The sequence below is a fragment of the Rathayibacter sp. VKM Ac-2879 genome, assembly GCF_015351245.1.
In the GTDB taxonomy this organism is placed as follows: Bacteria; Actinomycetota; Actinomycetes; order Actinomycetales; family Microbacteriaceae; genus Rathayibacter.
The window spans coordinates 738,706-762,011 of the sequence record NZ_JADKSO010000002.1 but is presented as its reverse complement, the minus strand read 5'-3'; the positions used below and the strand labels follow the sequence as shown (position 1 = coordinate 762,011).

Here is a 23,306-nt window from a genome sequence, read left to right as displayed (position 1 = left end):
CACCGCTTACTTCGCGATCTTCGCGTGGCTCCTCGAGTAGGCGAAGTAGATCGCGAAGCCGATCGCGAGCCAGACGAGGAAACGCAGCCAGGTCTCGATCGAGAGGTTGAGCATCAGGTAGGTGCAGATCACCGCGGAGAGCAGCGGCAGCCACGGGTTGAGCGGCACCCGGAAGCCACGCTTCAGGTCGGGGCGGGTGCGGCGCAGGACGATGACTCCGACGGAGACGAGCACGAACGCCGAGAGCGTGCCGATGTTCACCATCTCCTCGAGGACGCCGATGGGCGTGAGGCCCGCCAGCAGCGCGACGATGACCGTCACGACGAGGGAGGTGATCCACGGCGTGCGCAGGCGCGGGTGCACGGCGGCGAGACGCTGGGGGAGGAGGCCGTCGCGGGACATCGCGAAGATGATGCGTGTGGCTCCGATGAGCAGCGTCAGCACCACGGTGGTGAGACCGGCCACGGCTCCGGCCGAGATGACCGTCGCCATCCAGGTCTGCCCGTGGTAAGCGAAGGCGTTGGCCAGGGCGGCGGAGGGGTCGAGCTCGCTGTAGGGCACCATGCCGGTCACGACGAGGGCGACCGCGCAGTAGAGGATCGTGCAGATGACGAGCGAGGCGATGATGCCGATCGGCATGTCCCGCTGGGGCCGGCGCGTCTCCTCCGCGGTCGTCGCGACCACGTCGAAGCCGATATAGGCGAAGAAGACCAGCGAGGCGCCGGCGATGATCCCGCCGACTCCGAACGTCGCCGGCTCGATGCCCGACAAGAACTGCAAGAGCGGCTGCGTCAGGCCGGACGTCGACTCGGAGGGCACGGCAGGAGGCACGAACGGCGAGTAGTTGGCGGCGTTCACGAACTGGAGTCCGGCGATGATGACGAACAGGACGATGAACAGCTTGATCGCGACGAGCACGAGGTTGACGCGCAACGACTCCTTGATGCCGAACGTCATCAGGGCGCCGAGGACCAGGACCAGGAGGATCGCGGGCACGTCGACCGCTCCTCCGTACGAGAGCGCGGGAGGCAACACGATGCCAAGCTGCCCGAGGAACGACCCGAGGTAGGCGCTCCAGCCCTGAGCGACGACACTCGCGCCGAGGAAGAGCTCGAGGATGAGGTCCCAGCCGATGATCCAGGCGAAGAGCTCGCCGAGAGAGGCGTAGGAGAAGGTGTACGCCGAGCCCGAGACCGGCACCGTCGAGGCGAACTCGGCGTAGCACATCGCCGCGAGAGCGCAGGCGAAGGCGGCGATGACGAAGCTCAGGACGATCGCAGGACCCGCGATGTCGTGCGCGGCCCGACCGGTGAGGGTGAAGATGCCCGCGCCGATCACGACTCCGACACCGAAGACGGTGAGGTCGAGTGCGGTCAGCGACTTTTTCAGTCGGAACTCTGGGTCGTCGGTGTCGGCGATCGACTGCTCGACGGACTTGGTGCGGAGGATGCTCACGGTCGTTCCCTCTGTGTGCGGTGGCGGCGGCACAGTGCCTCCCCGGGAGGATAGCGGTGCGGCGGACCTGGCCGTGAAATCTGGAGCGGCGGTGGATTTCGCCGCCCGATCGTGTATGTCGCCTCGGAGAACGGGCGCTCGGGGCGCTGCTCGCTGCCGATACCAGCCGCGCGGTCCGTGTCGAAGACCCCTTGATGCAGCGCGTGTGCTTTCTCGAGACGCTCGGAGACGGAGGCTCGGCGCAGAGCTGCACACGTCCGCGGCTGCTCCTCCGAAAGCTTCTCACCAGGCCGGGGACTCGCCGTTCTCTCCACAGATTGACGGGCGAGGTCCCGGCCGGGTCGTCCCGTCGAGGACCGTGGTGGTCATGTCATCTTTCGAGCGAACCTCCTCTGTGCCCTCCGCCTCACCCCGCGAACCCGAGATCGTGCGCGCGAGCGAGCTGCACGACGTGCTCGCGGCCGTCCCTGCCCTCATCGGCTTGCGTCCCGTGGAGTCCCTCGTCGTGCTGCCCCTGCTGGGCTCGCGTGCCGTGGGCGGATTCCGCATCGCCCTGCCATCGCGCATGCGACGCGCCGAGGTCGAGGAGGTCGCTCGTAGGTGCGTTCGGGCGATGGAGAGGATGCCGCAGGCGACGGGCGTGCTTATCGCGGTCTACACCCGCCGCACGTATGCCGAGTGCCGCGGCATCCCGTTCATCGACCTCGGCCGTGCTGTCGTAAGCAGGCTCGAGCGCACGCGGCTCCGAATCGTCGCGGTGGCGTGCGTGGCCGGCGACGGGTGGGGGCGCTACACCGACCGATTCGATGCCCGCACGCCGAGGCCCCTTCTCGAGATCGAGGGCAGCGACGTCGGTCTCTTCGCGAGTGCCTCCGCGCCCGATCCCCTCGATGTGGAGACGCTCTCGGCTCTCCCCGAGGTGACTGCCGCAGACAGGGCCGTCGTCGAGGAGGTCCTCGGCCGCGACGTACCCCTCGTGCTCGACATCGTCGCGCTCGTCGAGAGGTGGCTCGCCACGCCGCCGACGCCGCAGAGGGAGGCGAGGGTGATTCAGATCTTGCAGTCGCCGGCCCTTCGCGATCAGACGACGCTGCAGATCGCGCTCGGAGCCGGCATGGCCGGTGAGGCCGCGGCTCGACGGCGTCAACTCGACGCGATCGGCGTCGTCACCGGCGAAAGCGTGTCGGAGGTGGCCGTGCGTGAGTTCGATGCGGGCGGCTTGAGCGCGCACGACGTGGCTGCCTCGTCGCTCCTCATGGGGAGGGGAACAGCGCCCGATCAGAAGCGCCTCGAGCTCGCTACCGCGGCCCTCGCGAGGCTCGCCGCGCTCGCTCCCGTCGAGAGTCGGGTGCCGGTGCTGACGGTGCTCGCCTGGTGCTGGTGGGCGCGAGGTGTAGCCTCCCTCGCTCACGCGCATCTCGATGAGGCGTTGCGCCTCGACCCCTCATACTCGATGGCGCAGCTCTACTCCTCCCTCTTCGTGGCGATCTCGGTGCCGGAGTGGGTGGTTGCCGGAGCTTCTCGCGCGCTGAGCGAAGCGGCAGCGCGGGTATGACTCGACCAGGCGCGCCGTCCCTCCTCGACGCCGGTGAGCTGTCGGCGGTCGCCGCGCTACTCCTTCGTCCGCCCGCCCCCGAGAGCGGCGGCGTAGGCCCGAACCGATCGTTGATACCGGGGGAGGGTCGGTGCCAGAGCCTCCAGTGCGACTCGAAGGGCCTCGTCCGCTCGCCCCGCGCTCTGCAGGGCGAGCGCGAGAAACACGGCGCGGGCGTCTCCGACGGCAGGGTGGGGCTCGGCCGCTTCCAACACGGCGACGGCCTCGTCGACGCGTCCGAGGTTCCGCAGCGTCGATGCGTACTGGATCGTCAGGCGCGCGCGACGCTCCTCGTCCAGGCCCGCGGCGAGCGCCCGCTCGTACTCGGCCGCGGCCTCCTCCTCGCGGCCCGCGCTGTCGAGGGCGCCGCCGAGCTCGAAAGAGGCCACTCCATCGGAGCCGGGGTACCGGGCGGCCAGCGCTCGCATGCGTTCCACGACGCCGTCAGGGTCGTCGCTCCGGTTGAGCCGGTCGACCGCGTTCTGCCAGGCCGCGCGCGCAGCGATGTCATGGGCGGTCGATCCGGCCGACGCGGACGGGCGGTCATCGGAGGAGGGAATCGAGGCGGTCATGCTCCCGACGCTATCGCGCGCACCGTCCAGCCGCAGGAGTCAGTCGTCCGTCGAGCTCGAGGGGTCCGGCGTGGTGAGAGACTCGCTCGACGGGCCCTCTGCTTCCGCGACTCCCGCGCGACGGCCCGCCTCGATGACGGCGGTGGAGGCGGCAGCACCGGCCGCGAGAGCGAACAGCGCCCACCCCGCTCCCCAGGTCCGCTTGCCCACCAAGGAGTCGAACGAGAGCGTTCCCGGGCCGTCCGCGACGACGGCGGCGGTCGCCGCGACGAGCAGGCCGTTGAACTCCCAGCCGCCGCCTGTGTTCCAGAGACCGTTGCCCCAGTGCACCTTCCGCACGGCGGTGACCATCGTCGCGATGAGGCCCGCCGCCGCGAGAGGCGTCGCTGCACCGAGCACCAGCGCCGCGCCGCCTGCGGTCTCCGTCACCGCAGCCGCGACGGCGTTGCGGCGCGGCGGATGCAGCTGAAGGCTCTTCATCATCTGCTCGGTGCCGTCCAGACCCGGGCCACCGAACGATCCCCGGAGCTTCTGCAGTCCGTGGCCGACGAAAAGCCCGCCGACGGCGAGGCGGAGAAGGAGCGAGCCGATCTTCATGATGACCTCCGGGAGGGTAGGAACGTGAACCGTGCGAGAGTCCCGCGTCGCACCGTGTCCGGTCAAGGGCAAGGAGGGGGTCTTGCGGATCGACCGCACCCCTGCTGGGAGTGTTCAGAGCAGCGTGTAGGCCATCGCGTCCATCATCCGGGTGCCATCGGTGCACACCTGGATCGAGGCAGGTGCGCGGACGGCTCCGTTGTCGGAGTCGAGGACCTCCGCGACCAGGAACGCCGAGGTGCCGACTGCGCAGCCGTAGGCGCCGGGCGAGTGCCAGAGCACCCGGATGTCGGCCTGAGCGCCAGGGACCACGTCGAGCAGGCCGTCCGGATTCGGCCCAGAGGTGCCCGCCACGGCGCTGATCCGGTTTCCGTCGGCGTCGGTGGCGTAGACACCCGGGATTCCTGCGAGAGTGCAGGCCGAGGAACTCGTGTTCGTCAGCACCAGATCGAACGCGCCGTTGCCCGCGCCCGAGGCGTCAGGGTCGGCGCGGTACTCCATCGACAGGTCGGAGCCGTCACAGCGCATCGTCGAGGGCGCGGGATCGGGAATCGGCGCCTCCGTAGCGGTCGGCTCGGGCGTCGCCGTGGGCGTCGGTGTCCGGGACGCGCTGGGCGCCGGCGTGGCGACGGGTGTCTGGGTAGCGGTCGGCGTCGGAAGAGACGTCTGTGACGACGCGACATCTGCGCGCCCCGCGCATCCGCTCACCAGCAGGAGGAGTGTCGCAGCCGCCACGGTCGTCGCGGCGACCCGTCCCGAAAAGCTCATCATGCGCGCAGTCTGCCACCGTTGGGCCTCCCCGTGCTCCGCCGTCAGAGGGAGCGCCCCCGAGAGGGCGCCGCTCGTCGCCGTTCCCCGTCTGCCTCAACACGACGCTCAGCCTCGGCCACCACTGCTCAGTGTCCACGGACGAAGCCGTGCACCAGCAGGGGCAGCCTGCGAGGTCGTCTCCCCAGGAACCACCACCGTGATCCCTGATCACCGTGACAGTCGCCGTTCGCCGCCGTGCACGGAATCGTGCTGCGGAGGTGCCGCGTGGCGGCCGCCGCCCGACGAGGGGCGCCACGGCAGGCGGCCGCTCGATCCGTTAGAGCCGGACGATCATCTTGCCGGTGTTGCCACCGCGCATCATCGAGAGGAAAGCGTCGACCGCGTGGTCGATGCCGTCCACGACCGTCTCGTCGTAGGCGATCGACCCTTCGGCGAACCAGCCGGCCATCAACCGGTTGAACTCGGCCGCGTGGTCCAGGTACCCCGAGAGAGTGAAGCCCTTGAGCGTCAGGCCTCGCGTGATGATGTTCGCCATGTTGTCCGGCCCGGGCACCTTCTCGGTGCTGTTGTAGCCGGCGATCGCACCGCAGAGGGCGGCCCGCCCACCCTCGCGGAAAGCGTCGAGTGCGGCCTCGAGGTGGTCGCCTCCGACGTTGTCGAAGTAGACGTCGATGCCGTCGGGGGCCGCCGTCGCCAGCTGCTCGCGCACGGGCGCGGAGTGGTAGTCGAACGCCGCGTCATACCCGTACTTGTCGGTGAGCAGCGCGACCTTCTCGGCGGAGCCCGCCGAGCCGATGACGCGGTCGGCTCCCAGGAGGCGGGCGATCTGACCCGCCGCCGAGCCCACGGCTCCCGCAGCGCCCGAGACGAAGACGGTGTCGCCCTTCTTCATGTCGGCGATCGCGGTGAGGCCCACGTAGGCGGTGAGGCCCGTCATGCCGAGGATCCCCAGGCGGAGCGAGAGCGGTGCGCCCGGAATCTCGGGGACGACGCGGAACTGGGAGGACTCGGCCTGGGCGATGTCGCGCCAGCCGAGCTGATGCAGCACTGCGCTGCCCACGGGGAACTCGGGGTCCTCCGAGACGGTCACCCGCCCGACGGCGCCTCCGGTCATCGTCTCGCCGAGCGCGAAGGGCGGGGTGTAGCTCTTGACGTCGTTCATGCGGCCGCGCATGTAGGGGTCGACCGAGAGGAACGCGTTCTCAACGCGGATCTCACCCGGGGCCGGAGCGCCGTACTCGACCGCCGCGGTGCGGAAGTCGTCGGCGACGGGCCACCCCACGGGGCGGCGGACGAGCTGGATCTGAGTGCTGGTGACGGAGGTCATGGAGCCTTTCACGAGATAAGAGGGAGGGTTCAGAGCGCGAGGCCGATGGCGAGGGCGATCACCGCGAGGAGACCAGGAGCCATCTGAGTGAGGGCCGCGCGGCGCTTAGTGGGGGCTGAGAGCATGAGGACCAGCGCCGCGGCGACCATCGAGCCCGCGCCCACGAAGACCAGTGCAGCGCCGACGGCGAGCGCGCCGGACGCGAAGGAGACGATTCCGACGATCGTGACGATCGCCAGGAAAAGGTTGTAGAACCCCTGATTGAATGCCATGTCCTTGGTGGCGGCGGCCTCGCCCGCCGTCGTGCCGAAGGTGGTGCGAGCTCGCGGGGTCGTCCAGAGCAGCGACTCCAGAACGAAGATGTAGACGTGCAGCGCAGCGGCCAGCGCCGCGAGCACCAGGGCGAGAACGATCACGAGGGGCCTCCAGTCTCATCGACACCATTGTGTATCGATTGGTCCACTATATACTGGATCGATCGTTCCACAACAGTGGCGACGAGGACGGAGGCGGCATGGGACGCACGCAGGGATTCGACACCGATCACGCGGTGCGCGCGGCACGCAGCGTGTTCTGGGAGCGCGGCTTCGAGGAGGCGTCGCTGCCTGAGCTCGAGTCGGCGACCGGCCTGCGGCGATCAAGCCTGTACCACGCCTTCGGCAGCAAACGCGGACTTTTCGACGCCGCGGTGCAGAGCTATCTCGACGAGGTCGTGCGTCCGCGACTCTCCTCTCTCCTCGCCCCAGGAGGCGTCGACAGCGACGCGCTCGAGGACTACTTCCTCGGTCTCAGGGTCGCTCTCGCCGACGCGCGCACCCTTTCCGCCCGGAGCGGGTGTCTCCTCCTCAACGCCGCCGGCGCCCCGATCGCCCGTGACGACGCGGTGCGCGAGGTGATCGCCGACTACCGGGCGGAGCTTCTCCGCGCGTTGCATGCGGGGGCGGTGGCGCGGTGGCCGGAGGCTCCGCGCTGGGCGGCCGCGCAGGCGGAGGTGCTCGTCTCGCTCCTGGTCGCGGCGCTCGTGCTCGCACGGATCGACCCCGTCTCATCGGTGGCGACGGTCGACGCGGCGCTCGCGATCGTTCGCGCCCCGGCGCCCTGACGACACGCCTCCGCGGCAGGAGCGCCCTGCGCGCCTCCGACGAGAGGATCGAGGGCGCGCGGGTCGCTTTTGCGGTGAGAGTCGCCGCGTCAGTCGGTACCCGCGTCGAAGGCTGCGCCCTCGGAGGCGAGATCCGTCGCGCGGCCGAGCGCGTCTGCCGCTGCCGAGCCGCTGCCCTCGGTGATCGCCTCCGCCTCGCCGATCTGGAGAGTGCCCACGAGTTCGGCGGTGGGGCCCCCGACCAGGCCGGCGGCCGCATACTGCTCGAGCCGCGACCGCGAGTCGGCGATGTCGAGGTTGCGCATGGTGAGCTGCCCGATGCGGTCTTCGGGGCCGAAGGCGGCGTCGCCGACACGCTCCATCGAGAGCTTGTCGGGGTGGTAGCTCAACGCGGGGCCGGCCGTGTCGAGGATCGTGTAGTCGTCGCCACGAAGCAGACGCAGAGTGACCTCGCCGGTGACGGCCGAGCCGACCCAGCGCTGGATCGACTCGCGCAGCATGAGCGACTGGGGATCGAGCCAGCGGCCCTCGTACATCAGTCGGCCTAGGCGGCGGCCCTCGGAGTGGTACTGCGCGACGGTGTCCTCGTTGTGGATCGCGTTGAGCAGGCGCTCGTAGGCGATGTGGAGTAGCGCCATACCGGGCGCCTCGTAGATGCCGCGGCTCTTCGCCTCGATGATGCGATTCTCGATCTGGTCGGACACGCCCAGGCCGTGACGGCCTCCGATGGCGTTGGCCTCGAGCACGAGCGCCACCGCGTCGGAGAACTCGACGCCGTTGAGCGCGACCGGGCGCCCCGCCTCGAAGCGCACCGTGACGACCTCGGAGGCGATCTCGACCTCGTCGCGCCACGACGCGACTCCCATGATCGGCTCGACCAGCTCGAGACCGCTCGAGAGCTCTTCGAGGCGCTTCGCCTCGTGGGTGGCGCCCCAGATGTTGGCGTCGGTGCTGTACGCCTTCTCGGTGGCGTCGCGGTAGGGGAACCCGCGCGCGACGAGCCACTCCGACATCTCGGTGCGGCCGCCGAGCTCGTTGACGAACTGCACGTCGAGCCACGGCTTGTAGATCCGTAGGCGAGGGTTGGCGAGCAGCCCGTAACGGTAGAACCGCTCGATGTCGTTGCCCTTGTAGGTGGAGCCGTCGCCCCAGATGTCGACTCCGTCTTCGCGCATCGCGCGCACGAGCAGCGTGCCGGTCACGGCGCGGCCCAGGGGAGTGGTGTTGAAGTAGGTCTTGCCGCCGGAGCGGATGTGGAAGGCGCCGCACTGCAGGGCGACGAGACCTTCCTCGACGAGCGCGCTCTTCGCATCGACGAGTCGCGAGATCTCGGCGCCGTACTGTGCGGCGCGCGACGGAACGCTCTCGATGTCGGGCTCGTCGTACTGGCCGATGTCGGCCGTGTAGGTGCACGGCACCGCGCCCTTCTCGCGCATCCAGGCGACGGCGACGGATGTGTCGAGTCCTCCCGAGAATGCGATTCCGACACGCTCGCCCACGGGCAGACTACTCAACACTTTCGACATGGCTCCGATTTTAGGAGGCTCGCGGGCGTGCCCAGTGACGCCTCCGGCCTTCGCGGCGCGATCGACCCCCGGTGCGGGCCTGTGGAGGGGGCCCGACGTGCGGTCAGTCGTCCGTTCTCAGACCGACCGCGGGCAGCAGGATCCCGTCGATGAGCGAGATGAGGTAGTCGCGGTCGACCGGCTTGCGCAGCAGCAGCACGCGGTAGGCGACCATCGAGGGCGTCAGGAGGGAGAGCGTCTCGATGTCGACGTCGGCGCGGATCTCGCCGCGGGCGATGGCGCGCCTCAAGAGGATCGCGTTCGCGCGAGCGCGGGGTTCGACGAGCATGCTGCGCACCGCGTCGGCGAGCTCGGGGGCCTGCGAGATCATTGCCACGACTCCCGACATGATCCGCAGTTTGCGTTCGGCGTCCTCGATGGCCGGTGCCTTGATGAGGGAGACCATATCGCCGCGCAGCGTGCCGGTGTCGGGCAGCTCCGCCTCGGTGAGCGCAGTGCCCTTGAGGCAGGCCAGCGCTTCGACGACCAGCTCGGCCTTCGAGTCCCATCGGCGGTAGACCGTGGCCTTGCCTGCCTTGGCCCGCGCAGCGACCATGTCGATGGTCATGCCCTCGTAGCCGGTCTCGGCGAGCACGTCGAGGGCGGCGACGAGGATCTCGCCGTCACGGTTCGGGTCGCGCCGTCTGCCGGGACGCACGGTGTCGCACGCGGCGGCGGTGGAGGGAGTGGGCGGCGTCATCGCTGCGTCTCCTGTCTGTGTGGGGGTCTCTGCCCGGCTCTCGACCTGGCCGCCGGGCGGTCCGGCGTGGCGTTCGTGGTGCGCCTTGTGAACTCCATGCTAATTGAAGAACTCTGCGGTTCCGAAACTGACGAGTCTCGTATATGGTCTCCCGCATGACACAGACTTCCTCGCAGCCGGTGAGCGCCGTCCCCGCCGCTCCGGCTCCCTCGAACCGCCGCTGGTGGACGCTCGTCGCCGTCGGCCTCGCCCAGCTCATGGTCGTGCTCGACTCCACCGTCGTGAACATCGCCCTCCCCGCCGCACAGGCCGACCTCGGCTTCTCCGACGGCGACCGCCAATGGGTGGTCACCGCCTACTCGCTCGCGTTCGGCAGCCTCCTGTTGCTCGGAGGACGCCTCTCGGACCTCATCGGCCGCAAGCGCACCTTCATCATCGGGCTGATCGGCTTCGCTATCGCCTCCGCGCTCGGAGGCGCGGCGCCGAACTTCGACCTCCTCATCGCGGCCCGTGCCCTCCAGGGCGTCTTCGGCGCGCTGCTCGCGCCGACGGCCCTCGCTGTGCTCACCACGACCTTCACCGTCCCGAAGGAGCGCGCCCGCGCGTTCGGCGTCTTCGGTGCGATCGCCGGCGCAGGCGGAGCGGTGGGCCTCCTCCTCGGTGGAGTGCTGACCGAGAGCTTCGACTGGCGCTGGAATCTCTACATCAACGTGATCATCGCCGTCGTCGCGGTGATCGGCGCGATCGTCTTCGTGCCTCCGATCACTCGCTCCGGCCCTCGGCCGAAGCTCGACGTGCCCGGCACGCTGCTGGTCTCGGCCGCTCTCTTCGGGCTCGTGTTCGGCTTCGCCAACGCCGAGGCCGACGGCTGGGATTCGCCCCTGACCTGGGTGCCCCTCGGCGCCGCCGTGATCCTCCTGGTCGGATTCGTGCAGCGCCAGCGCACCACCGAGCACCCCCTCCTTCCCTTGCAGATCGTGCTCGATCGCGATCGCGGCGCCGCCTACCTGTCGGTGCTCATCGCCGGCGCGGGCATGTTCGGGATCTTCCTGTTCGTCACCTACTACCTCCAGATCTCCCTCGGCTACACGCCGATCCGGACGGGCCTATCGTTCCTGCCGATGATCGGAATGCTGGTGCTCGCCGCGCAGCTCGGCACCAATTTCCTCCTCCCACGCTTCGGGCCGAAGATCATGGTGCCGACCGGCATGGCGCTCGGCGTGATCGGCATGCTGTTGCTCACTCGACTCGACCTCAGCAGCGGTTACGCGGCCGACGTGCTTCCCGCGCTGATGGTGATCGGTGCGGCGATGGGCACGATCATGCCGGGATCGATGCAGACGGCGACTCGCGGAGTCGACCCCCGTTTCGCCGGCGTCGCCTCGGCCACGGTCAACACCAGCCAGCAGGTCGGCGGTTCCCTCGGCACGGCCCTGCTCAACACCCTCGCGGCGACGGCGGTCACGGGGTATCTGGCGTCGCACGGGCCGGTGACCGCCGCTGTCGCGGCCGATGCCGCGGTACACAGCTACACGGTGGCCTACACCTGGGGCGCAGCTTTGTTCGCGGTCGGAGGCATCCTGGCAGTGTTCTTGTTCCGTCGCCGTGCGGACGCCGCGGCACTCGCCGTGCCCGCCTCGGCCGAGCCCGTGCTCGCGCACTGACCCCTGCTGGCCTTCCTCCGCACCCTCTGACGCGCCCCGTCCGCCCACGTTGTCGCACTCGCTCTCGAGTGCGACAACGTGGGCATTTTCACGGGCGCCCGCCGCGCGCGGACGCGACCGGTTCAGCCGAGGCGGGAGTGCTCGCCGAGGTGGTGCCAGGTGCGGTTGTGGTACACGAGCGGAGCCGTCGCCTCGGAGTCGTCGGGCACGTGGGCCTCGAGAGCGTGCACGGCGACGATCGTCGACGCACCCGCCTCCATGCGGTTGATCACCGTGCCGCGTATCCATGCCGGCGCTGCGGGGAAGTACGGCTCCCCGGACGGCAGCCGCGACCAGAGCGAGGTGTCGGCGAAGCGGTCGATGCCGCTCGTGGAGCCGAGTCGGGCGAGGTCGAGCTGCTCGGCGCCGAGAAGATGGACGACGAGCGTCTCGGAGGCCTGGATCGCCGGCGAGCTCGACGACGCCGACGACAGTGAGAACACGAACAGCGGAGGCTCGGCGCTCACCGAGAAGACCGACGTCGCCGTCAGCGCCACGGGACCGGTGCCCGGGTCGGCCGTGATGAGCGCGACGCCCGCAGCATGATTGCGGAACGCGAGCTTGAACTCCTCCCCGGACAGACCGGCGAAGGCGTGGTGGGCCGGCTCGGCGTCGGGGCTGGTGGCGAGGTTCTCACGGCTCATCGGAGACTCCTGATCGATCGAGGGTAGGGCGCGGGGGCGTGCCCGCTCGTCGCGCTACAGCACGGCCCTTCCAGACTGACTCACCGCTGGGCGAAGAGGCGCCCCATTGCGGAGTATGACACCGCAGCCTCCACGTGATCACGGCTCGCCCCACGGCGGTCCCGGCCCCCGCTGCGGGATCTGGGGGCACTCCTGCGCGGAGAACGGCGTCCACCACGGGAGTCGCTGCCAGGGCCGGGACGTCCCTGGCAGCCTCCACGGCCTCCACGCAAGCCGTCGCAGGACTCGCCCCCGCGGCGCACACTCGGACGCATGGCCCACCGTCGCCGCGCCTCCGCGGCCCACCCCGAGAGCAAGACGTGCGCGTCGTGCGGTCGCGAGATCCAGTGGCGCGCGAAGTGGGCGCGCGACTGGGACGAGGTCCGCTTCTGCTCCGATGCCTGTCGACGCCGCGGGGACGGCCCCGAGGAGGCTCGCCTCGAGGAGCAGATCCGCTCCCTCCTCCTCGCCCGTGCCGCCTCCTCGACAGCGTGCCCCTCCGAGGTCGCCCGCGCCGTCGGAGGCGACGACTGGCGTTCGCTGATGGAGCCCGTGCGCCGCGCCGCGCGGCGACTCGTCGACCGCGGCGAGATCGACATCGTGCAGGGTGGCCAGGTGGTCGACCCCTCGCGGGCCAAGGGGCCGATCAGGTTGCGCAGGCGCCCAGGTGGCCCCCTGTCGCCCGGCGGGACCGCGGGCTAGCCTCAGCAGATGCCCAGCAGTGACGCCGTCGTCCTCACCGTCCCCGGACCGCACGGCGATCGGGAGGTGCGGTTGTCGAGCCCGGGCCGGGTCCTGTTCCCCGAGCCGGGGATCACGAAGCTCGAGGTGGCCGAGTACCTGATCGCAGTGGCCGAGCCGTTCGTCTCGGCCAACGGCGACCGTCCGGTCTCGCTCCAGCGTTTCTCGTCCGGAATCGACGGCACGCAGTTCTTCTCGAAGAACCCGCCCCAGGGTGCCCCGGAGTACGTGCGCTCCGTTCCCGTGACCTACCCGAGCGGACGCGTGCATCCTCAGCTCGTGATCGACGAGCCCGCGGTCGCCGTCTGGGCTGTGCAGATGAACACCCTCGTGTTCCACCCGTGGGCGTCGCGTGCGGAGGCGCCGGACGTCCCCGACGAGCTCCGCATCGACCTCGACCCGCAGCCCGGGACCGATATCGGCGACGCGGTCCGTGCGGCTCACGAGCTGCGCGCCGTCCTCGGCGAGGCGGGTCTGGAGTCGTTCGTGAAGACGTCCGGCAACCGCGGCCTCCACGTGTTCGCGCCGATCGTGCCCGAGCACGAGTTCCTGGTCGTCCGGCATGCCGTGATCGCCGCGGCGCGCGAGCTGGAGCGGCGGATGCCCGAGCGGGTCACGACGGCGTGGTGGAAGGAGGAGCGCGGCTCCCGCATCTTCGTCGACTTCAACCAGGCGAACCGAGACCGCACGATGGCCGGCGCCTACAGTCCGCGTCCGCTGCCGCACGCTCCGGTGTCGACTCCGCTCGAGTGGGGGGAGCTCGACGGTGTCGATCCGCGCGACTTCACCCTCCGCACGGTGCCTGGGCGCCTCCGCGCGCAGGGAGACCCATGGGCGCGCATGCACGACGCACCGGGCGGGCTGAGCACGCTTCTCGACTGGTGGGAGCGCGACAGCGCCGCGGGTCTCGGCGAGCTGCCTTTCCCTCCCGATTTCCCCAAGATGCCCGGGGAGCCGCCCCGCGTGCAGCCGAGTCGGGCCAAGAAGCCCGCGGCGACACGTGACCCGCTTGCGTAAGCGGGGATTCGTTTTGCGCCACCGCATCAGGGACACTAGGCCCATGGACACCGGGGGAACGGACGATCAAGGGCATGCCCCTCGATGCACACACGCCCGGATCGCTCCCGACCGCCCAGGAGCCCGCTGATGCCGACCGCCTTCGTCACCCCGCCGCCGCGCACCGTGGAAGCCCCGGCCCCCACGATCGGCGAAAGCTGCTCGCTCGATCCCGACGAGCGCGTCCTCCAGCACCCCGGCGTCGCGTCGTTCGTGCCCGAGGCGACGCCTGCCTTCTCGCGCGAGCGCCGTCTCGCCGTCGCTGGGGAGGCTGAGCCGGCCGACCACGACGATGCGCCTCTTGAGCGCGCACCCCGCAACCGCCCGGCCGCCCACCGCGGCGGACAGGAGGCTCTCCCCGCCCTCGCGCCGAGCGAGCGCCCCACTCCCGCCCCAGTCCTCCTCCTTGCGCCCGCCCCGGCCGACGGAGAACGGTTGGGCGCTCCGGTCCCCGTGCCCGCCGCGCGACCCGTCGCCTCCTTCTTCGAGGAGCGCGCGCCCGAGCCTTCGCGCAACCGCCGGCGCACGCTCCTGATCGCGGGCGGCGTCGCTGCCGTCGTCCTGGTCGTCGCGGGCGCCCTCGTCGCGGCACCCCTGCTCTCGGGCTCCGGTTCTGCGCAGCCCGCGGCGCTCGACGGCCCGACCAGCGCCGCGGTCGCCTGGCTCCCGACCGCCGTCTCACCGCTCTCGGTGGTCGCCGCCCCCGACGAGCTCGTCGGAGCATTGACCGAGGCCGGCGTCCCCTCCGCCTCTCTCCTCTCCGAATCCACCCTCGACTCCGCCGCGCCCGACTCCGCCTGGCGCGCCGTCGACTTCGTCCTCTCGACTCCTGCCCTGCGGTCGGGGGCCACGGGCGAGACCGGCACGGCCCTCGCCCATTCCGCGACGGTCGCGAGCTTCGGTTCGGGGGATGCCGCGGTCGAGCTGCGCCGGGTCGTTGACAGAGGCTCGACGGGCGCGGACACCGCCGCTCTCGCCTCGGCGGGCACGGCACTCGCGGCGAATCCCGCGCTCACCACCACGCCTGCGGTGAAGGGCCTCTTGGAGTCGGGGCAGGTCGACGAGCGGATCCTCGCGCTCGTGAACCGCCAGCTCGCGACGACGCCCCTCTCTGTCGCCGACCTGCCGGCGGGCGAGAACGAGGACGCTTCCGTCCCGCGGCACCGACTCCTGCTCTCGGGCTTCGCCGGTGCCGCCCTGCCGGCCAGTGAGACCGAGACCGCCGGAGCGATGAGCTGGCTGAGGGGCCTGACCGGGCTCTCGGCTCCGGTCTCGATCGCCGAGACGCCTGCCGGACTGCTCGTGACCCTCCCGCTCGTCGGCGAGTCGGACTGACGCTCGGCGTGGCGCTTGCGCGTCTCGCCGTGTCGGAGTGATGCGTCGAATGGCATTCGCAGCCGGCTCCGCGTTTCGCGGCGTAGCCTCCCGCGCTATGAGCATGTCCTGGAAGCACTGGGCGCCCGCGCTCGTTGTCCCCGCGGTCGTCGTTGCCGCGGCCGTCGTACTGCCCGTCTCGGCGAATGCCGCAGGCGAACTCCCCGAGAAGTCTGCCTCCGAGCTGCTCGCCTTCGTCGCCCACAACGACGTCACCGCGTTCTCGGGAGAGATCGAGCAGAGCTCCGACCTCGGTCTCCCCGATCTCACGTCGCTCGGGGGCGGCGGAGGCGACTCCGCTTCGCTGACGGGCGCGCTCACCGAGCTTGCGACCGGATCGCACGAGGCACGCGTCTACGTCGACGAGGCGCAGGGGGCACGCCTCCAAGTACTCGACCGGCTCGCCGAGCGCGACATCGTCGCGACCCCCGCGGGCGGGGTATGGATGTACGACTCCTCCGCCAACGCGGCGACGCACGTCCTTCCGCACGAGGGCGCGGACCACGCCTCCTCCGCCGACGCGAGCCAGCTGCCCACTCCGTCGTCGGCTGCCGAGGCGCTGCTCTCCGCCATCGACCCCACCACGACGGTCACGGTCGGCTCCACCGCACGCGTGGCGGGCCGCGACGCCTACGAGCTCGTGCTCACTCCGCGCGATGCGGGCACCCTCGTCGGTTCGGTGAGTGTCGCGGTCGACGGGCAGACCGGCCTTCCGCTCGGAGTCTCCGTGACGGCGCGGGGAGCCACAGCACCCGCCTTCAGCGTCGCGTACTCGAGCATCGACTTCTCGGCTCCCGATGCCTCGCTCTTCGCGTTCACGCCTCCGGCGGGCGCCGACGTCACCGAGCAGGCCGCGCCCGAGCACGACACGAGCGGTGTGCCTGACTCCGCCGCCTCCGACTCCGCCGCGGCGAATCCCGCGACGGCTGGCCCCACCGTCACCGGCACCGGCTGGACGTCCGTGGTCGAGCTGCCCGCCGCCTCGGACGCCCTCGGATCGCTCGACGCGATCACGACGCCGACGAGCGGCGGCCGGGTCCTCTCCTCCGCCCTCGTCACCGTCCTGCTCACCGACGACGGACGTGTGTTCGCCGGTGCCGTCCCCGAGAGCACCCTGCTCGCGGTGGCGAGACAGCGGTGACCTCACCCGCCCTCGCGGTCGAGACCCACGGCCTCACCAAGCGTTTTGGGCGTCAGGAGGCGGTCTCGGGCCTCGACCTCGCCGTCCCGAGCGGTGCAGTGTTCGGCTTCCTCGGCCCCAACGGTTCGGGCAAGACGACGACGATCCGCATGCTCCTGGCGCTCGCGGCGCCCACGGAGGGATCGATCACCGTCCTGGGCTCGGCGATGCCGCGCGCGGCGGCCCAGGTGCTCCCGCGGGTCGGTGCGCTCGTCGAGGGCCCCGGCTTCTACCCGTTTCTCTCCGGGGCCGCCAACCTGCGACGTTTCGACGCAGCCGAGCCGGGCACCTCCTCGCGCACTCGAGATACCCGAGCGAAGGAGGCGCTCGCTCGCGTCGGGCTCTCGGCCGCGGCCCGCAAGAAGGTCGGCTCGTACTCGCTCGGCATGAAGCAAAGACTCGGAATCGCCGTGGCCCTCCTTTCGCCCCGCGACCTGATCGTGCTCGACGAGCCGACGAATGGACTCGACCCGCAAGGGACCCGCGAGGTCCGCGCCCTTGTCCGTGGCCTCAACGAGGACGGCACGACGGTCCTCGTCTCCAGTCATCTCCTCGCCGAGATCGAGCAGCTCTGCACGCACGCCGCGGTGATGCGGACGGGCCGTCTCGTCGCGCAGGGCGGCCTCGACGACCTCCGTGGCAGCGCGGCGTCGGTCGAGTTGCTGACGCCCGATCCGCAGCGCGCCTCGGAGGAGCTCGTCCGCCAGGGCCTCGATCCGCGGACGGAGCCCGCCGCGCATCCGACCGATCCGCCGCGTGTCGTCGCCGCGCTGCCGCCGAGCATCGCGCCGGAGTCGCTCGTCGCCTCCCTCGTCGCCGCCGATGTTCGCGTGCGCGGCTTCGCGGTGCGCCATCCCTCCCTCGAGGAACGCTTCGTCGAACTCACCGGGGAGGGCTTCGATGTCGAAGGCTGAGCCGCTCGCACGTCGCCGCTCCGGATATGGCGCGCTCCTCGTCTCGGAGCTCGCGCTGCTGTTCCGGCGGCGCCGGACAGGGGCGCTCCTGGCGGCTCTCGCAGCGATCCCGATCCTGCTGGCCATCGCGGTGCGCCTCTCGGACAGCAGAGGCGGCCCCTCCTTCGTCGGCGAGATCGCCGGCAACGGGCTCTTCACGGGGTTCGCAGCGATCACCGTCGCCGTGCCGCTCTTCCTCCCGCTCACCGTCGGCGTGGTCGCCGGCGATGCGATCGCGGGGGAGGCATCGCTCGGCACGCTCCGATACCTCTTGGTGACTCCGGTGGGGCGCGTACGACTGCTCGTCGTCAAGTTCGTGGCGGCCGTCGCCTTCTGCCTTGCGGCGGCGATGACCGTGATGGTCGTCGGCATCCTGATCGGGCTGGCGCTGTTCCCCGCGGGGCCGGTGACGCTGCTCTCGGGAAGCACGATCCCGCTCGGCGACGCGATCGGGCGGGCGCTGGTCATCGCCGTGTATGCAGCGCTGTCGCTCGTCGGACTGGCCGCGATCGGGCTGTTCATCTCGACGCTGACCGACGTCCCCGTCGGGGCGATGGCCGCGACCGTCGTGGTCTCGATCGCGTCCCAGATCGTCGGCTCGCTCTCGCAGCTCGACGTGCTCCACCCGTTCCTTTTCAGCGATCGCTGGTTCGACTTCGCAGACCTGCTGCGGGACCCGATCGCGTGGAACTCGCTGGGCGAGAACGCACTCCTGCAACTCGCCTATGTCGCCGTCTTCGGATCCTTCGCGATCGCTCGCTTCACCTCACGCGACATTTTGGCGTAGGGGCGCCGGCCAAGGACGACGCCCCTACTCGACGGACGGCCCGTGTCAGCTCTGCGGAGCGATCTCGAAGCTGACCGACCCCGAGTCGTCGACCTGGGCGTCGAGCACCTTGTCGCCCAACGCGACGGAGGCGGCGATGTCGAGGAACACGCGCGCGCCGTCCTGCTCGACGATGGCATCGGTCGTCTCGGGCGCCGCAGCGACGGCGACGGCGAAGTTGCGGGCGTCGAGATCGGTGCCGCTGATGCGCAGCCCGCCCTCGACAGGGGTCTCGGTCTGTCCGGTGATGGTCTTGACGACGGTGCTGGCCGTGTCGGTGAGGGTGAGCATCGGGTCGTTCCTTCCGTCCGTGGTCGATGAGGTGGCCACGATGCCGAGATCCGTCCCACGACTCAAGGGCCGGGTGCGGACGTGGAGGCGATGCACACCTGGGCGCCCGGCCCCGAGCCCCCTGCCACACTGGCGGGATGCACACCGCCGACTCCTGCCCGTGCGGAAGCCGCCGCCACTACGCCGACTGCTGCCGTCCCGCCCACCTCGGCGAGGAGCCCTCGCCCACCGCGGAGCGTCTGATGCGCAGCCGCTACAGCGCCAACGTGCTCGGGAGCGCCGCCTACCTGCTCGCAAGCTGGCACCCCTCGACCCGGCCTCCTCGCATCGACCTCGATGACGACGTGCGGTGGCGGCGCCTCCAGATCGTCGACACGGCCGCGGGAGGAGAGGGTGACGTCGAGGGGCTCGTCGAGTTCCGCGCGTCGTATCGTTCTGCTGCGGGCGCCGGCCTGGTGCATGAGCGCAGCCGCTTCCTCCGCGAGGGCGGGCGGTGGCTCTACGTCGACGGCGAGATCCTGTCCGGCGGCGACTGAGGCTCCCTCCGCGGCCCTGCGCTCGCCCGTCCTACGCTGGGGGTATGAAGGATTTCCGCCGGGCGGACGACGCCTCCCGCTATGAGCTGCACCTCGACGGATCGCTCGTCGGCGTGCTCGACTACCGCGAGAACGCGGGCAGCGTCTCGCTCGTGCGCTCGTTCACCAGTCCGCCGTTCCGGGGCCGGGGGCTTGCAGGCGAGCTGGTGGCGTGGGCGGTCGACGACATCGAGCGCTCCGGTCGGGGGAGCGTCGTGCCGATGTGCTGGTACGTCGGCCAGTGGTTCGACCAGCATCCCGAGAAGGCGCACCTGCTCGCTCGGGACTGAGCGACTCACATCTCCTGGACCGCGCGGTCCGACTCCTCCACGATCGCCCGCATCGCGGCTTCCGCCGCCGTGCCCTCGCCCGCCGCGATCGCCTCCGCCACCGCTCGATGCAGCTGCACCGCGGCCGAGTCGGCCTCGCGCGGCATCAGAGCGTGTCGAGTGCGGCCGGCGAGCACTTCGGCGACCAGATCGGCGAGCTGGGCGAGCATCCGGTTTCCCGAGGCGGCGAGGAGCTCGCGGTGGAAGGCGGTGTCGGCCGCGAGATACGCGGCCTGGTCGGCGGCGCGGGAGTGCGCGGAGAGCACCTCGATCGCGGCCCTCAGCGCCTCGCGCTGCTCACTGCTCGCGTGCGTCGCGGCGAGCCGGGCCGCGAGGGGCTCGACTCCCAACCGCAGCTCGCTCAGTTGGTGGAGCTGATGCAGTCGGTCCGGTCCGTCGAGGCTCCACGCGACCACGCGCGCGTCGAGAGCGTTCCAGAGCTCGGGAGGCTGCACCCGGGTGCCCGCGCGTCGTCGCGAGGTCACGAGCCCCAGCGTCTCGAGCACGCGCACGGCCTCGCGCAGCACCGAGCGCGAGACTCCGCGGCGTTCTGCCCGCTCGTCGGCGCTGAAGGTGGTGCCCGGTGCCAGCTCGCCGTGAACGATCTGCGTGCCCAACTCGTCGAGCACGCTGTGGTGGAGCGAGGGCGTCGGCGAGGTCATGCGCTCATTATCCCGAGACGAGGCGGGGACTGCGGGGGTCGCGTCCCGCCTCTCCATCGGACATACTCGAAGCGCTCGCAGATTATGTCGGACAATTCGGGCCGTCCGTCGGCCGCCGGAACGATCAAGGAAGCTCATGCCGCCGTCCCTCTTCGCCGCGCTCGTCGCGGCCGACGCCCCCACGCCCCTCGCACCCCAGGGACAGCTCATCACCGCCGCCCTCCTCGGCATCGCCGTGATCGTCGTGCTGATCACGTGGCTCAAGGTGCATCCCTTCGTTGCGCTCCTCCTCGGGGCCCTCATGACCGGGCTCGTCGCCGGAGCCGCGCCGGCCGACGCGGTCAGCAGCTTCGCCTCGGGCTTCGGCAGCACGATGGGCGGGGTCGGCATCCTCATCGGCCTCGGTGCCATGTACGGCACGCTGCTGGCCGACTCGGGAGGGGCGGACCGCATCGTGGACACGCTCGTCGCCCGCTCGAGCACGCGCGCGCTCCCCTGGATGATGGGCGTCGTCGGCGCGCTGATCGGCCTGCCGATGTTCTTCGAAGTCGGTCTCGTCCTGCTGATTCCCGTCGTGATCCTCGTGGCCCGCCGCAGCGGCCTCCCGCTGATGAAGGTCGCCCTCCCCACGCTGGCCGGCCTCTCCGCCATGCACGGGCTCGTCCCACCGCACCCCGGACCACTGGTCGCCATCGACGCGCTCGGCGCCAACCTCGGAGTCACCCTCGCCTTCGGCGTGCTCGTCGCGATCCCGACCGTGGTCGTCGCCGGTCCGCTCTTCGGGCGCCTTGCGGCACGCTGGGTCCCCGTCGACATCCCGCCTCTGTTCGGTGGAGGAGCCGCTGAACCGCGTGAGCACCGGCCCGGCTTCGCGGCGGCCGTGGCGAGCATCCTGCTGCCGGTGGCGCTGATGCTCGGCAAGGCCGTCGCCGATATCGTCGCTCCGGGATCGACGTCCGTGGGCAAGGGCCTCCTCGACTTTCTGGGGACGCCGACGGTCGCTCTGACCGTCGCCCTCCTGGCCGGATTCCTCCTCCTCGGTCGCGGCGGGCGGATGGGCCGCTCCGAACTCCAGGCCTCGCTGTCGAGCTCGCTCCCGCCGATCGCAGGCATCCTCCTGATCGTCGGCGCGGGAGGAGGTTTCAAGCAGGTCCTCGTCGACACGGGGATCGGCCAGGTGGTCGCCCAGCTCGCCGAGGGCAGCGGAGCGTCCGCCCTCCTGCTCGCCTGGCTCGTGGCCGTTGTGATCCGCATCGCGACGGGCTCGGCGACCGTGGCGACGGTCACGGCGGCGGGCATCCTCCAGCCGTTGACCGCGACGATGGACGGGCCGATGGTGGCGCTCATGGTGCTCGCGATCGGCGCAGGGTCGGTGTTCCTCTCGCACGTGAACGACGCCGGATTCTGGCTCGTCAAGGAGTACCTCGGGCTCAGCATCGGGCAGACGCTCACGACCTGGACCGTCATGGAATGCCTGGTCTCGGTGACCGGACTCGCCGGGGTCCTCATCATCTCTGCGTTCGTCGGAGGATTCTGATGCCCGGTACGCCGACCGCTGTCCACGCCGTGGTGGTCATGGGAGTCTCGGGGAGCGGCAAGTCGACCGTCGCCTCGCTGCTCGCCCAGCGCCTGGGGTGGGACTTCCTCGAGGGCGACGAACTGCATCCCGCCGCGAACGTCGACAGGATGCGGGCGGGGGTGCCGCTCACGGATGAGGACCGCGCGCCGTGGCTCGCTGCGATCGCGCGCGCGGTCGACGAGCGGATCGCGTCCGGAGAGCGCGTCGTGGTGACGTGCTCGGCGCTGCGCCGTCGCTACCGCGATGTCCTCCGACGCGACGACCTCGTGTTCGCCCACCTGGCGGGGTCGCGCGAGAAGATCGGCGGCCGCCTCGCCGCGCGCACCGACCACTTCATGCCGACGACCCTGCTTGCCTCGCAGTTCGACGCTCTCGAGCCGCTCGGCGCCGATGAGGCGCACCTGACGGTCGACGTGGGGCGCTCGCCCGAGGAGGAGGCCGCCGAGATCGTGCGCCGTCTCGGACTCGAGCCGGTCGCCCCCTAGCCGAGCAGCTCCTCGATGGGAGTCGCCGAGAGGCCGAACGCCGCCGCGACCGCCTCGTTCACGACGCTGCCGCCGTGAGTGCTGAGCCCTGTCGCGAGGGCGGTGTCGGCAGCGAGCGCGCCCCTCCAGCCGCGGTCCGCGATCGCGGCGGCATAGGGGAGGGTCGCGTTGGTCAGTGCGCGCGTCGAGGTCTCGGGCACTGCGCCGGGCATGTTGGCCACGCAGTAGTAGACGCTGTCGTGCACCGCGAACACCGGGTCGTCATGGGTGGTGGGCCGCGATCCTTCGAAGCAGCCGCCCTGGTCGATCGCGATGTCGACGAGCACCGAGCCGGCCTTCATCGAGGCCACCATCTCGTCGGTGACGAGCTTGGGCGCCTTCGCGCCGGGGATCAACACCGAGCCGATCACGAGATCGGCGTCGGCGAGCTGCGCCGCGATCTCGTAGGCCGACGAGGCCCGGGTCTGGACCGCGCCGGCGAAACGGTTCTCGAGCTCCCGGAGACGGGGGAGGGACAGGTCGACGATCGTCACATCCGCGCCCATCCCGAGAGCATTCGCGGCGGCGTGCTCGCCCGCGACGCCTCCGCCGATCACGAGCACCTTGGCCTTGGGAGTGCCCGGCACCCCGCCGAGCAACGTGCCCCGACCTCCGGTCGCACTCATCAGATGGTAGGAGCCGACCGTGATCGAGAGTCGTCCGGCGACCTCGCTCATCGGCGAGAGCAGGGGCAGCTGGCGGTTGGGCAGCTGCACGGTCTCGTAGGCGATTGCCGTGGTGCCCGCGGCGAGGAGCGCCTCGGTGCAGGGACGCGAGGCGGCGAGGTGGAGGTAGGTGAAGAGGGTCTGCTCGGAGCGCAGGAGCGGATACTCGGCCTCGATGGGCTCCTTGACTTTCAGAACGAGCTCGGCCTCCTCCCAGACCTCCTCCGCGTGGGCCGCGATGCGGGCGCCCGCTGCTTCGAAGTCGTCGTCCGAGAGGCGCGAGCCGATCCCGGCTCCCGACTGCACCAGCACCTCGTGTCCGCGCCGGACGAGCTCGTGCACGCCGGCCGGAGTGGCGGCCACTCGGTTCTCGTTGTTCTTGATCTCGGTGGGGATCCCGACGCGCATGAGGCTCCTTCGCTGCGGCCCGCGGGCGGGCGGTGGGCGCCGATCCTGCGTCGGCCTTGCCTTTATCGTGCAAA

Annotated in this window: 25 protein-coding genes; 13 read left to right on the top strand and 12 right to left on the bottom strand. The window is 70.8% G+C overall.

What is annotated here, in order from left to right; all coding sequences use genetic code 11:
• Positions 1-6: 6 nt before the first annotated feature.
• Positions 7-1,455, bottom strand: coding sequence for an amino acid permease (locus ITJ45_RS08595; RefSeq protein WP_194607823.1), 1,449 nt, complete (start codon positions 1,453-1,455; stop codon positions 7-9).
• A 367-nt stretch (positions 1,456-1,822) separates the two neighbouring features.
• Between ITJ45_RS08595 and ITJ45_RS08590 the strand changes: the two genes are divergently transcribed.
• A complete protein-coding gene (locus ITJ45_RS08590) occupies positions 1,823-3,010 on the top strand; it encodes a DUF4192 family protein (RefSeq protein ID WP_228493646.1) in 1,188 nt (395 codons plus the stop codon).
• A gap of 56 nt (positions 3,011-3,066) precedes the next feature.
• Here ITJ45_RS08590 and ITJ45_RS08585 read toward each other — a convergent pair whose 3' ends face one another.
• The 5 genes from ITJ45_RS08585 to ITJ45_RS08565 all read right to left on the bottom strand — a co-directional run bounded on the left by ITJ45_RS08585 (position 3,067) and on the right by ITJ45_RS08565 (position 6,732).
• The gene (locus ITJ45_RS08585; protein ID WP_228493601.1) at positions 3,067-3,621 is read right to left on the bottom strand and encodes a tetratricopeptide repeat protein; all 555 of its coding nucleotides are present in this window, start codon (positions 3,619-3,621) and stop codon (positions 3,067-3,069) included.
• A gap of 39 nt (positions 3,622-3,660) precedes the next feature.
• Positions 3,661-4,218 carry a DoxX family protein gene (locus tag ITJ45_RS08580; RefSeq protein WP_194607825.1) on the bottom strand — a complete coding sequence of 186 codons (558 nt, stop codon included), beginning with the start codon at positions 4,216-4,218 and terminating at the stop codon, positions 3,661-3,663.
• Positions 4,219-4,332: 114 nt separating this feature from the next.
• Positions 4,333-4,989 carry a DUF4232 domain-containing protein gene (locus tag ITJ45_RS08575; protein ID WP_194607826.1) on the bottom strand — a complete coding sequence of 219 codons (657 nt, stop codon included), beginning with the start codon at positions 4,987-4,989 and terminating at the stop codon, positions 4,333-4,335.
• 316 nt (positions 4,990-5,305) lie between these two features.
• Positions 5,306-6,316: an NADP-dependent oxidoreductase gene (locus ITJ45_RS08570; protein ID WP_194607827.1), complete on the bottom strand. Its 1,011-nt coding sequence runs from the start codon at positions 6,314-6,316 to the stop codon at positions 5,306-5,308.
• A 29-nt stretch (positions 6,317-6,345) separates the two neighbouring features.
• The gene (locus ITJ45_RS08565; RefSeq protein WP_194607828.1) at positions 6,346-6,732 is read right to left on the bottom strand and encodes a DUF1304 domain-containing protein; all 387 of its coding nucleotides are present in this window, start codon (positions 6,730-6,732) and stop codon (positions 6,346-6,348) included.
• 98 nt (positions 6,733-6,830) lie between these two features.
• On the opposite strand from ITJ45_RS08565, the gene ITJ45_RS08560 reads away from it, so the two are divergent.
• Positions 6,831-7,418, top strand: coding sequence for a TetR/AcrR family transcriptional regulator (locus tag ITJ45_RS08560; RefSeq protein WP_194607829.1), 588 nt, complete (start codon positions 6,831-6,833; stop codon positions 7,416-7,418).
• Positions 7,419-7,507: 89 nt separating this feature from the next.
• Here ITJ45_RS08560 and argG read toward each other — a convergent pair whose 3' ends face one another.
• Positions 7,508-8,944: an argininosuccinate synthase gene (argG, locus tag ITJ45_RS08555; RefSeq protein ID WP_194607830.1), complete on the bottom strand. Its 1,437-nt coding sequence runs from the start codon at positions 8,942-8,944 to the stop codon at positions 7,508-7,510.
• Between the two features lie 103 nt (positions 8,945-9,047).
• Positions 9,048-9,683, bottom strand: coding sequence for a TetR/AcrR family transcriptional regulator (locus tag ITJ45_RS08550; protein WP_194607831.1), 636 nt, complete (start codon positions 9,681-9,683; stop codon positions 9,048-9,050).
• Positions 9,684-9,838: 155 nt separating this feature from the next.
• Between ITJ45_RS08550 and ITJ45_RS08545 the strand changes: the two genes are divergently transcribed.
• Positions 9,839-11,347 carry an MFS transporter gene (locus ITJ45_RS08545; protein ID WP_194607832.1) on the top strand — a complete coding sequence of 503 codons (1,509 nt, stop codon included), beginning with the start codon at positions 9,839-9,841 and terminating at the stop codon, positions 11,345-11,347.
• 122 nt (positions 11,348-11,469) lie between these two features.
• Here ITJ45_RS08545 and ITJ45_RS08540 read toward each other — a convergent pair whose 3' ends face one another.
• Positions 11,470-12,030, bottom strand: a complete 561-nt coding sequence (locus tag ITJ45_RS08540; RefSeq protein WP_194607833.1) for a flavin reductase family protein — start codon at positions 12,028-12,030, stop codon at positions 11,470-11,472.
• A gap of 312 nt (positions 12,031-12,342) precedes the next feature.
• Here ITJ45_RS08540 and ITJ45_RS08535 point away from each other — a divergent pair, with 312 nt between their 5' ends.
• The 6 genes from ITJ45_RS08535 (at position 12,343) to ITJ45_RS08510 (ending at position 18,160) form a co-directional block, all read left to right on the top strand.
• Complete coding sequence (locus tag ITJ45_RS08535) at positions 12,343-12,771, top strand: DUF2256 and DUF3253 domain-containing protein (RefSeq protein WP_194607834.1); 429 nt, start codon at positions 12,343-12,345, stop codon at positions 12,769-12,771.
• 9 nt (positions 12,772-12,780) lie between these two features.
• A complete protein-coding gene (ligD, locus tag ITJ45_RS08530; RefSeq protein ID WP_194607835.1) occupies positions 12,781-13,827 on the top strand; it encodes a non-homologous end-joining DNA ligase in 1,047 nt (348 codons plus the stop codon).
• 129 nt (positions 13,828-13,956) lie between these two features.
• Entirely contained in the window at positions 13,957-15,201 is a 1,245-nt protein-coding gene (locus tag ITJ45_RS08525) for a hypothetical protein (protein ID WP_194607836.1), read from the top strand.
• Between the two features lie 97 nt (positions 15,202-15,298).
• Positions 15,299-16,381 carry a LolA family protein gene (locus ITJ45_RS08520; RefSeq protein WP_194607837.1) on the top strand — a complete coding sequence of 361 codons (1,083 nt, stop codon included), beginning with the start codon at positions 15,299-15,301 and terminating at the stop codon, positions 16,379-16,381.
• Complete coding sequence (locus ITJ45_RS08515; protein ID WP_194607838.1) at positions 16,378-17,334, top strand: ABC transporter ATP-binding protein; 957 nt, start codon at positions 16,378-16,380, stop codon at positions 17,332-17,334. The genes ITJ45_RS08520 and ITJ45_RS08515 overlap by 4 nt, the downstream gene beginning before the upstream one ends.
• Complete coding sequence (locus tag ITJ45_RS08510) at positions 17,321-18,160, top strand: ABC transporter permease (protein ID WP_194607839.1); 840 nt, start codon at positions 17,321-17,323, stop codon at positions 18,158-18,160. Before ITJ45_RS08515 ends, ITJ45_RS08510 begins: the two co-directional genes overlap by 14 nt.
• A gap of 45 nt (positions 18,161-18,205) precedes the next feature.
• Here ITJ45_RS08510 and ITJ45_RS08505 read toward each other — a convergent pair whose 3' ends face one another.
• Positions 18,206-18,490, bottom strand: coding sequence for a hypothetical protein (locus tag ITJ45_RS08505; protein WP_194607840.1), 285 nt, complete (start codon positions 18,488-18,490; stop codon positions 18,206-18,208).
• Positions 18,491-18,627: 137 nt separating this feature from the next.
• On the opposite strand from ITJ45_RS08505, the gene ITJ45_RS08500 reads away from it, so the two are divergent.
• A complete protein-coding gene (locus ITJ45_RS08500; RefSeq protein ID WP_194607841.1) occupies positions 18,628-19,026 on the top strand; it encodes a YchJ family protein in 399 nt (132 codons plus the stop codon).
• Between the two features lie 44 nt (positions 19,027-19,070).
• Positions 19,071-19,355, top strand: a complete 285-nt coding sequence (locus ITJ45_RS08495; RefSeq protein WP_194607842.1) for a GNAT family N-acetyltransferase — start codon at positions 19,071-19,073, stop codon at positions 19,353-19,355.
• Positions 19,356-19,360: 5 nt separating this feature from the next.
• Here the strand turns inward: ITJ45_RS08495 and ITJ45_RS08490 are convergent, their stop codons facing one another.
• Positions 19,361-20,056, bottom strand: coding sequence for a FadR/GntR family transcriptional regulator (locus ITJ45_RS08490; RefSeq protein ID WP_194607843.1), 696 nt, complete (start codon positions 20,054-20,056; stop codon positions 19,361-19,363).
• 136 nt (positions 20,057-20,192) lie between these two features.
• Here ITJ45_RS08490 and ITJ45_RS08485 point away from each other — a divergent pair, with 136 nt between their 5' ends.
• On the top strand, positions 20,193-21,593 hold the full coding sequence (locus tag ITJ45_RS08485; RefSeq protein ID WP_194607844.1) for a GntP family permease: 1,401 nt from the start codon (positions 20,193-20,195) through the stop codon (positions 21,591-21,593).
• Positions 21,593-22,120 carry a gluconokinase gene (locus ITJ45_RS08480; protein WP_194607845.1) on the top strand — a complete coding sequence of 176 codons (528 nt, stop codon included), beginning with the start codon at positions 21,593-21,595 and terminating at the stop codon, positions 22,118-22,120. The genes ITJ45_RS08485 and ITJ45_RS08480 overlap by 1 nt, the downstream gene beginning before the upstream one ends.
• On the opposite strand, the gene ald is transcribed toward ITJ45_RS08480, so the two are convergent.
• Entirely contained in the window at positions 22,117-23,232 is a 1,116-nt protein-coding gene (gene ald, locus ITJ45_RS08475; RefSeq protein ID WP_194607846.1) for an alanine dehydrogenase, read from the bottom strand. The genes ITJ45_RS08480 and ald overlap by 4 nt on opposite strands.
• Positions 23,233-23,306 lie beyond the last annotated feature (74 nt).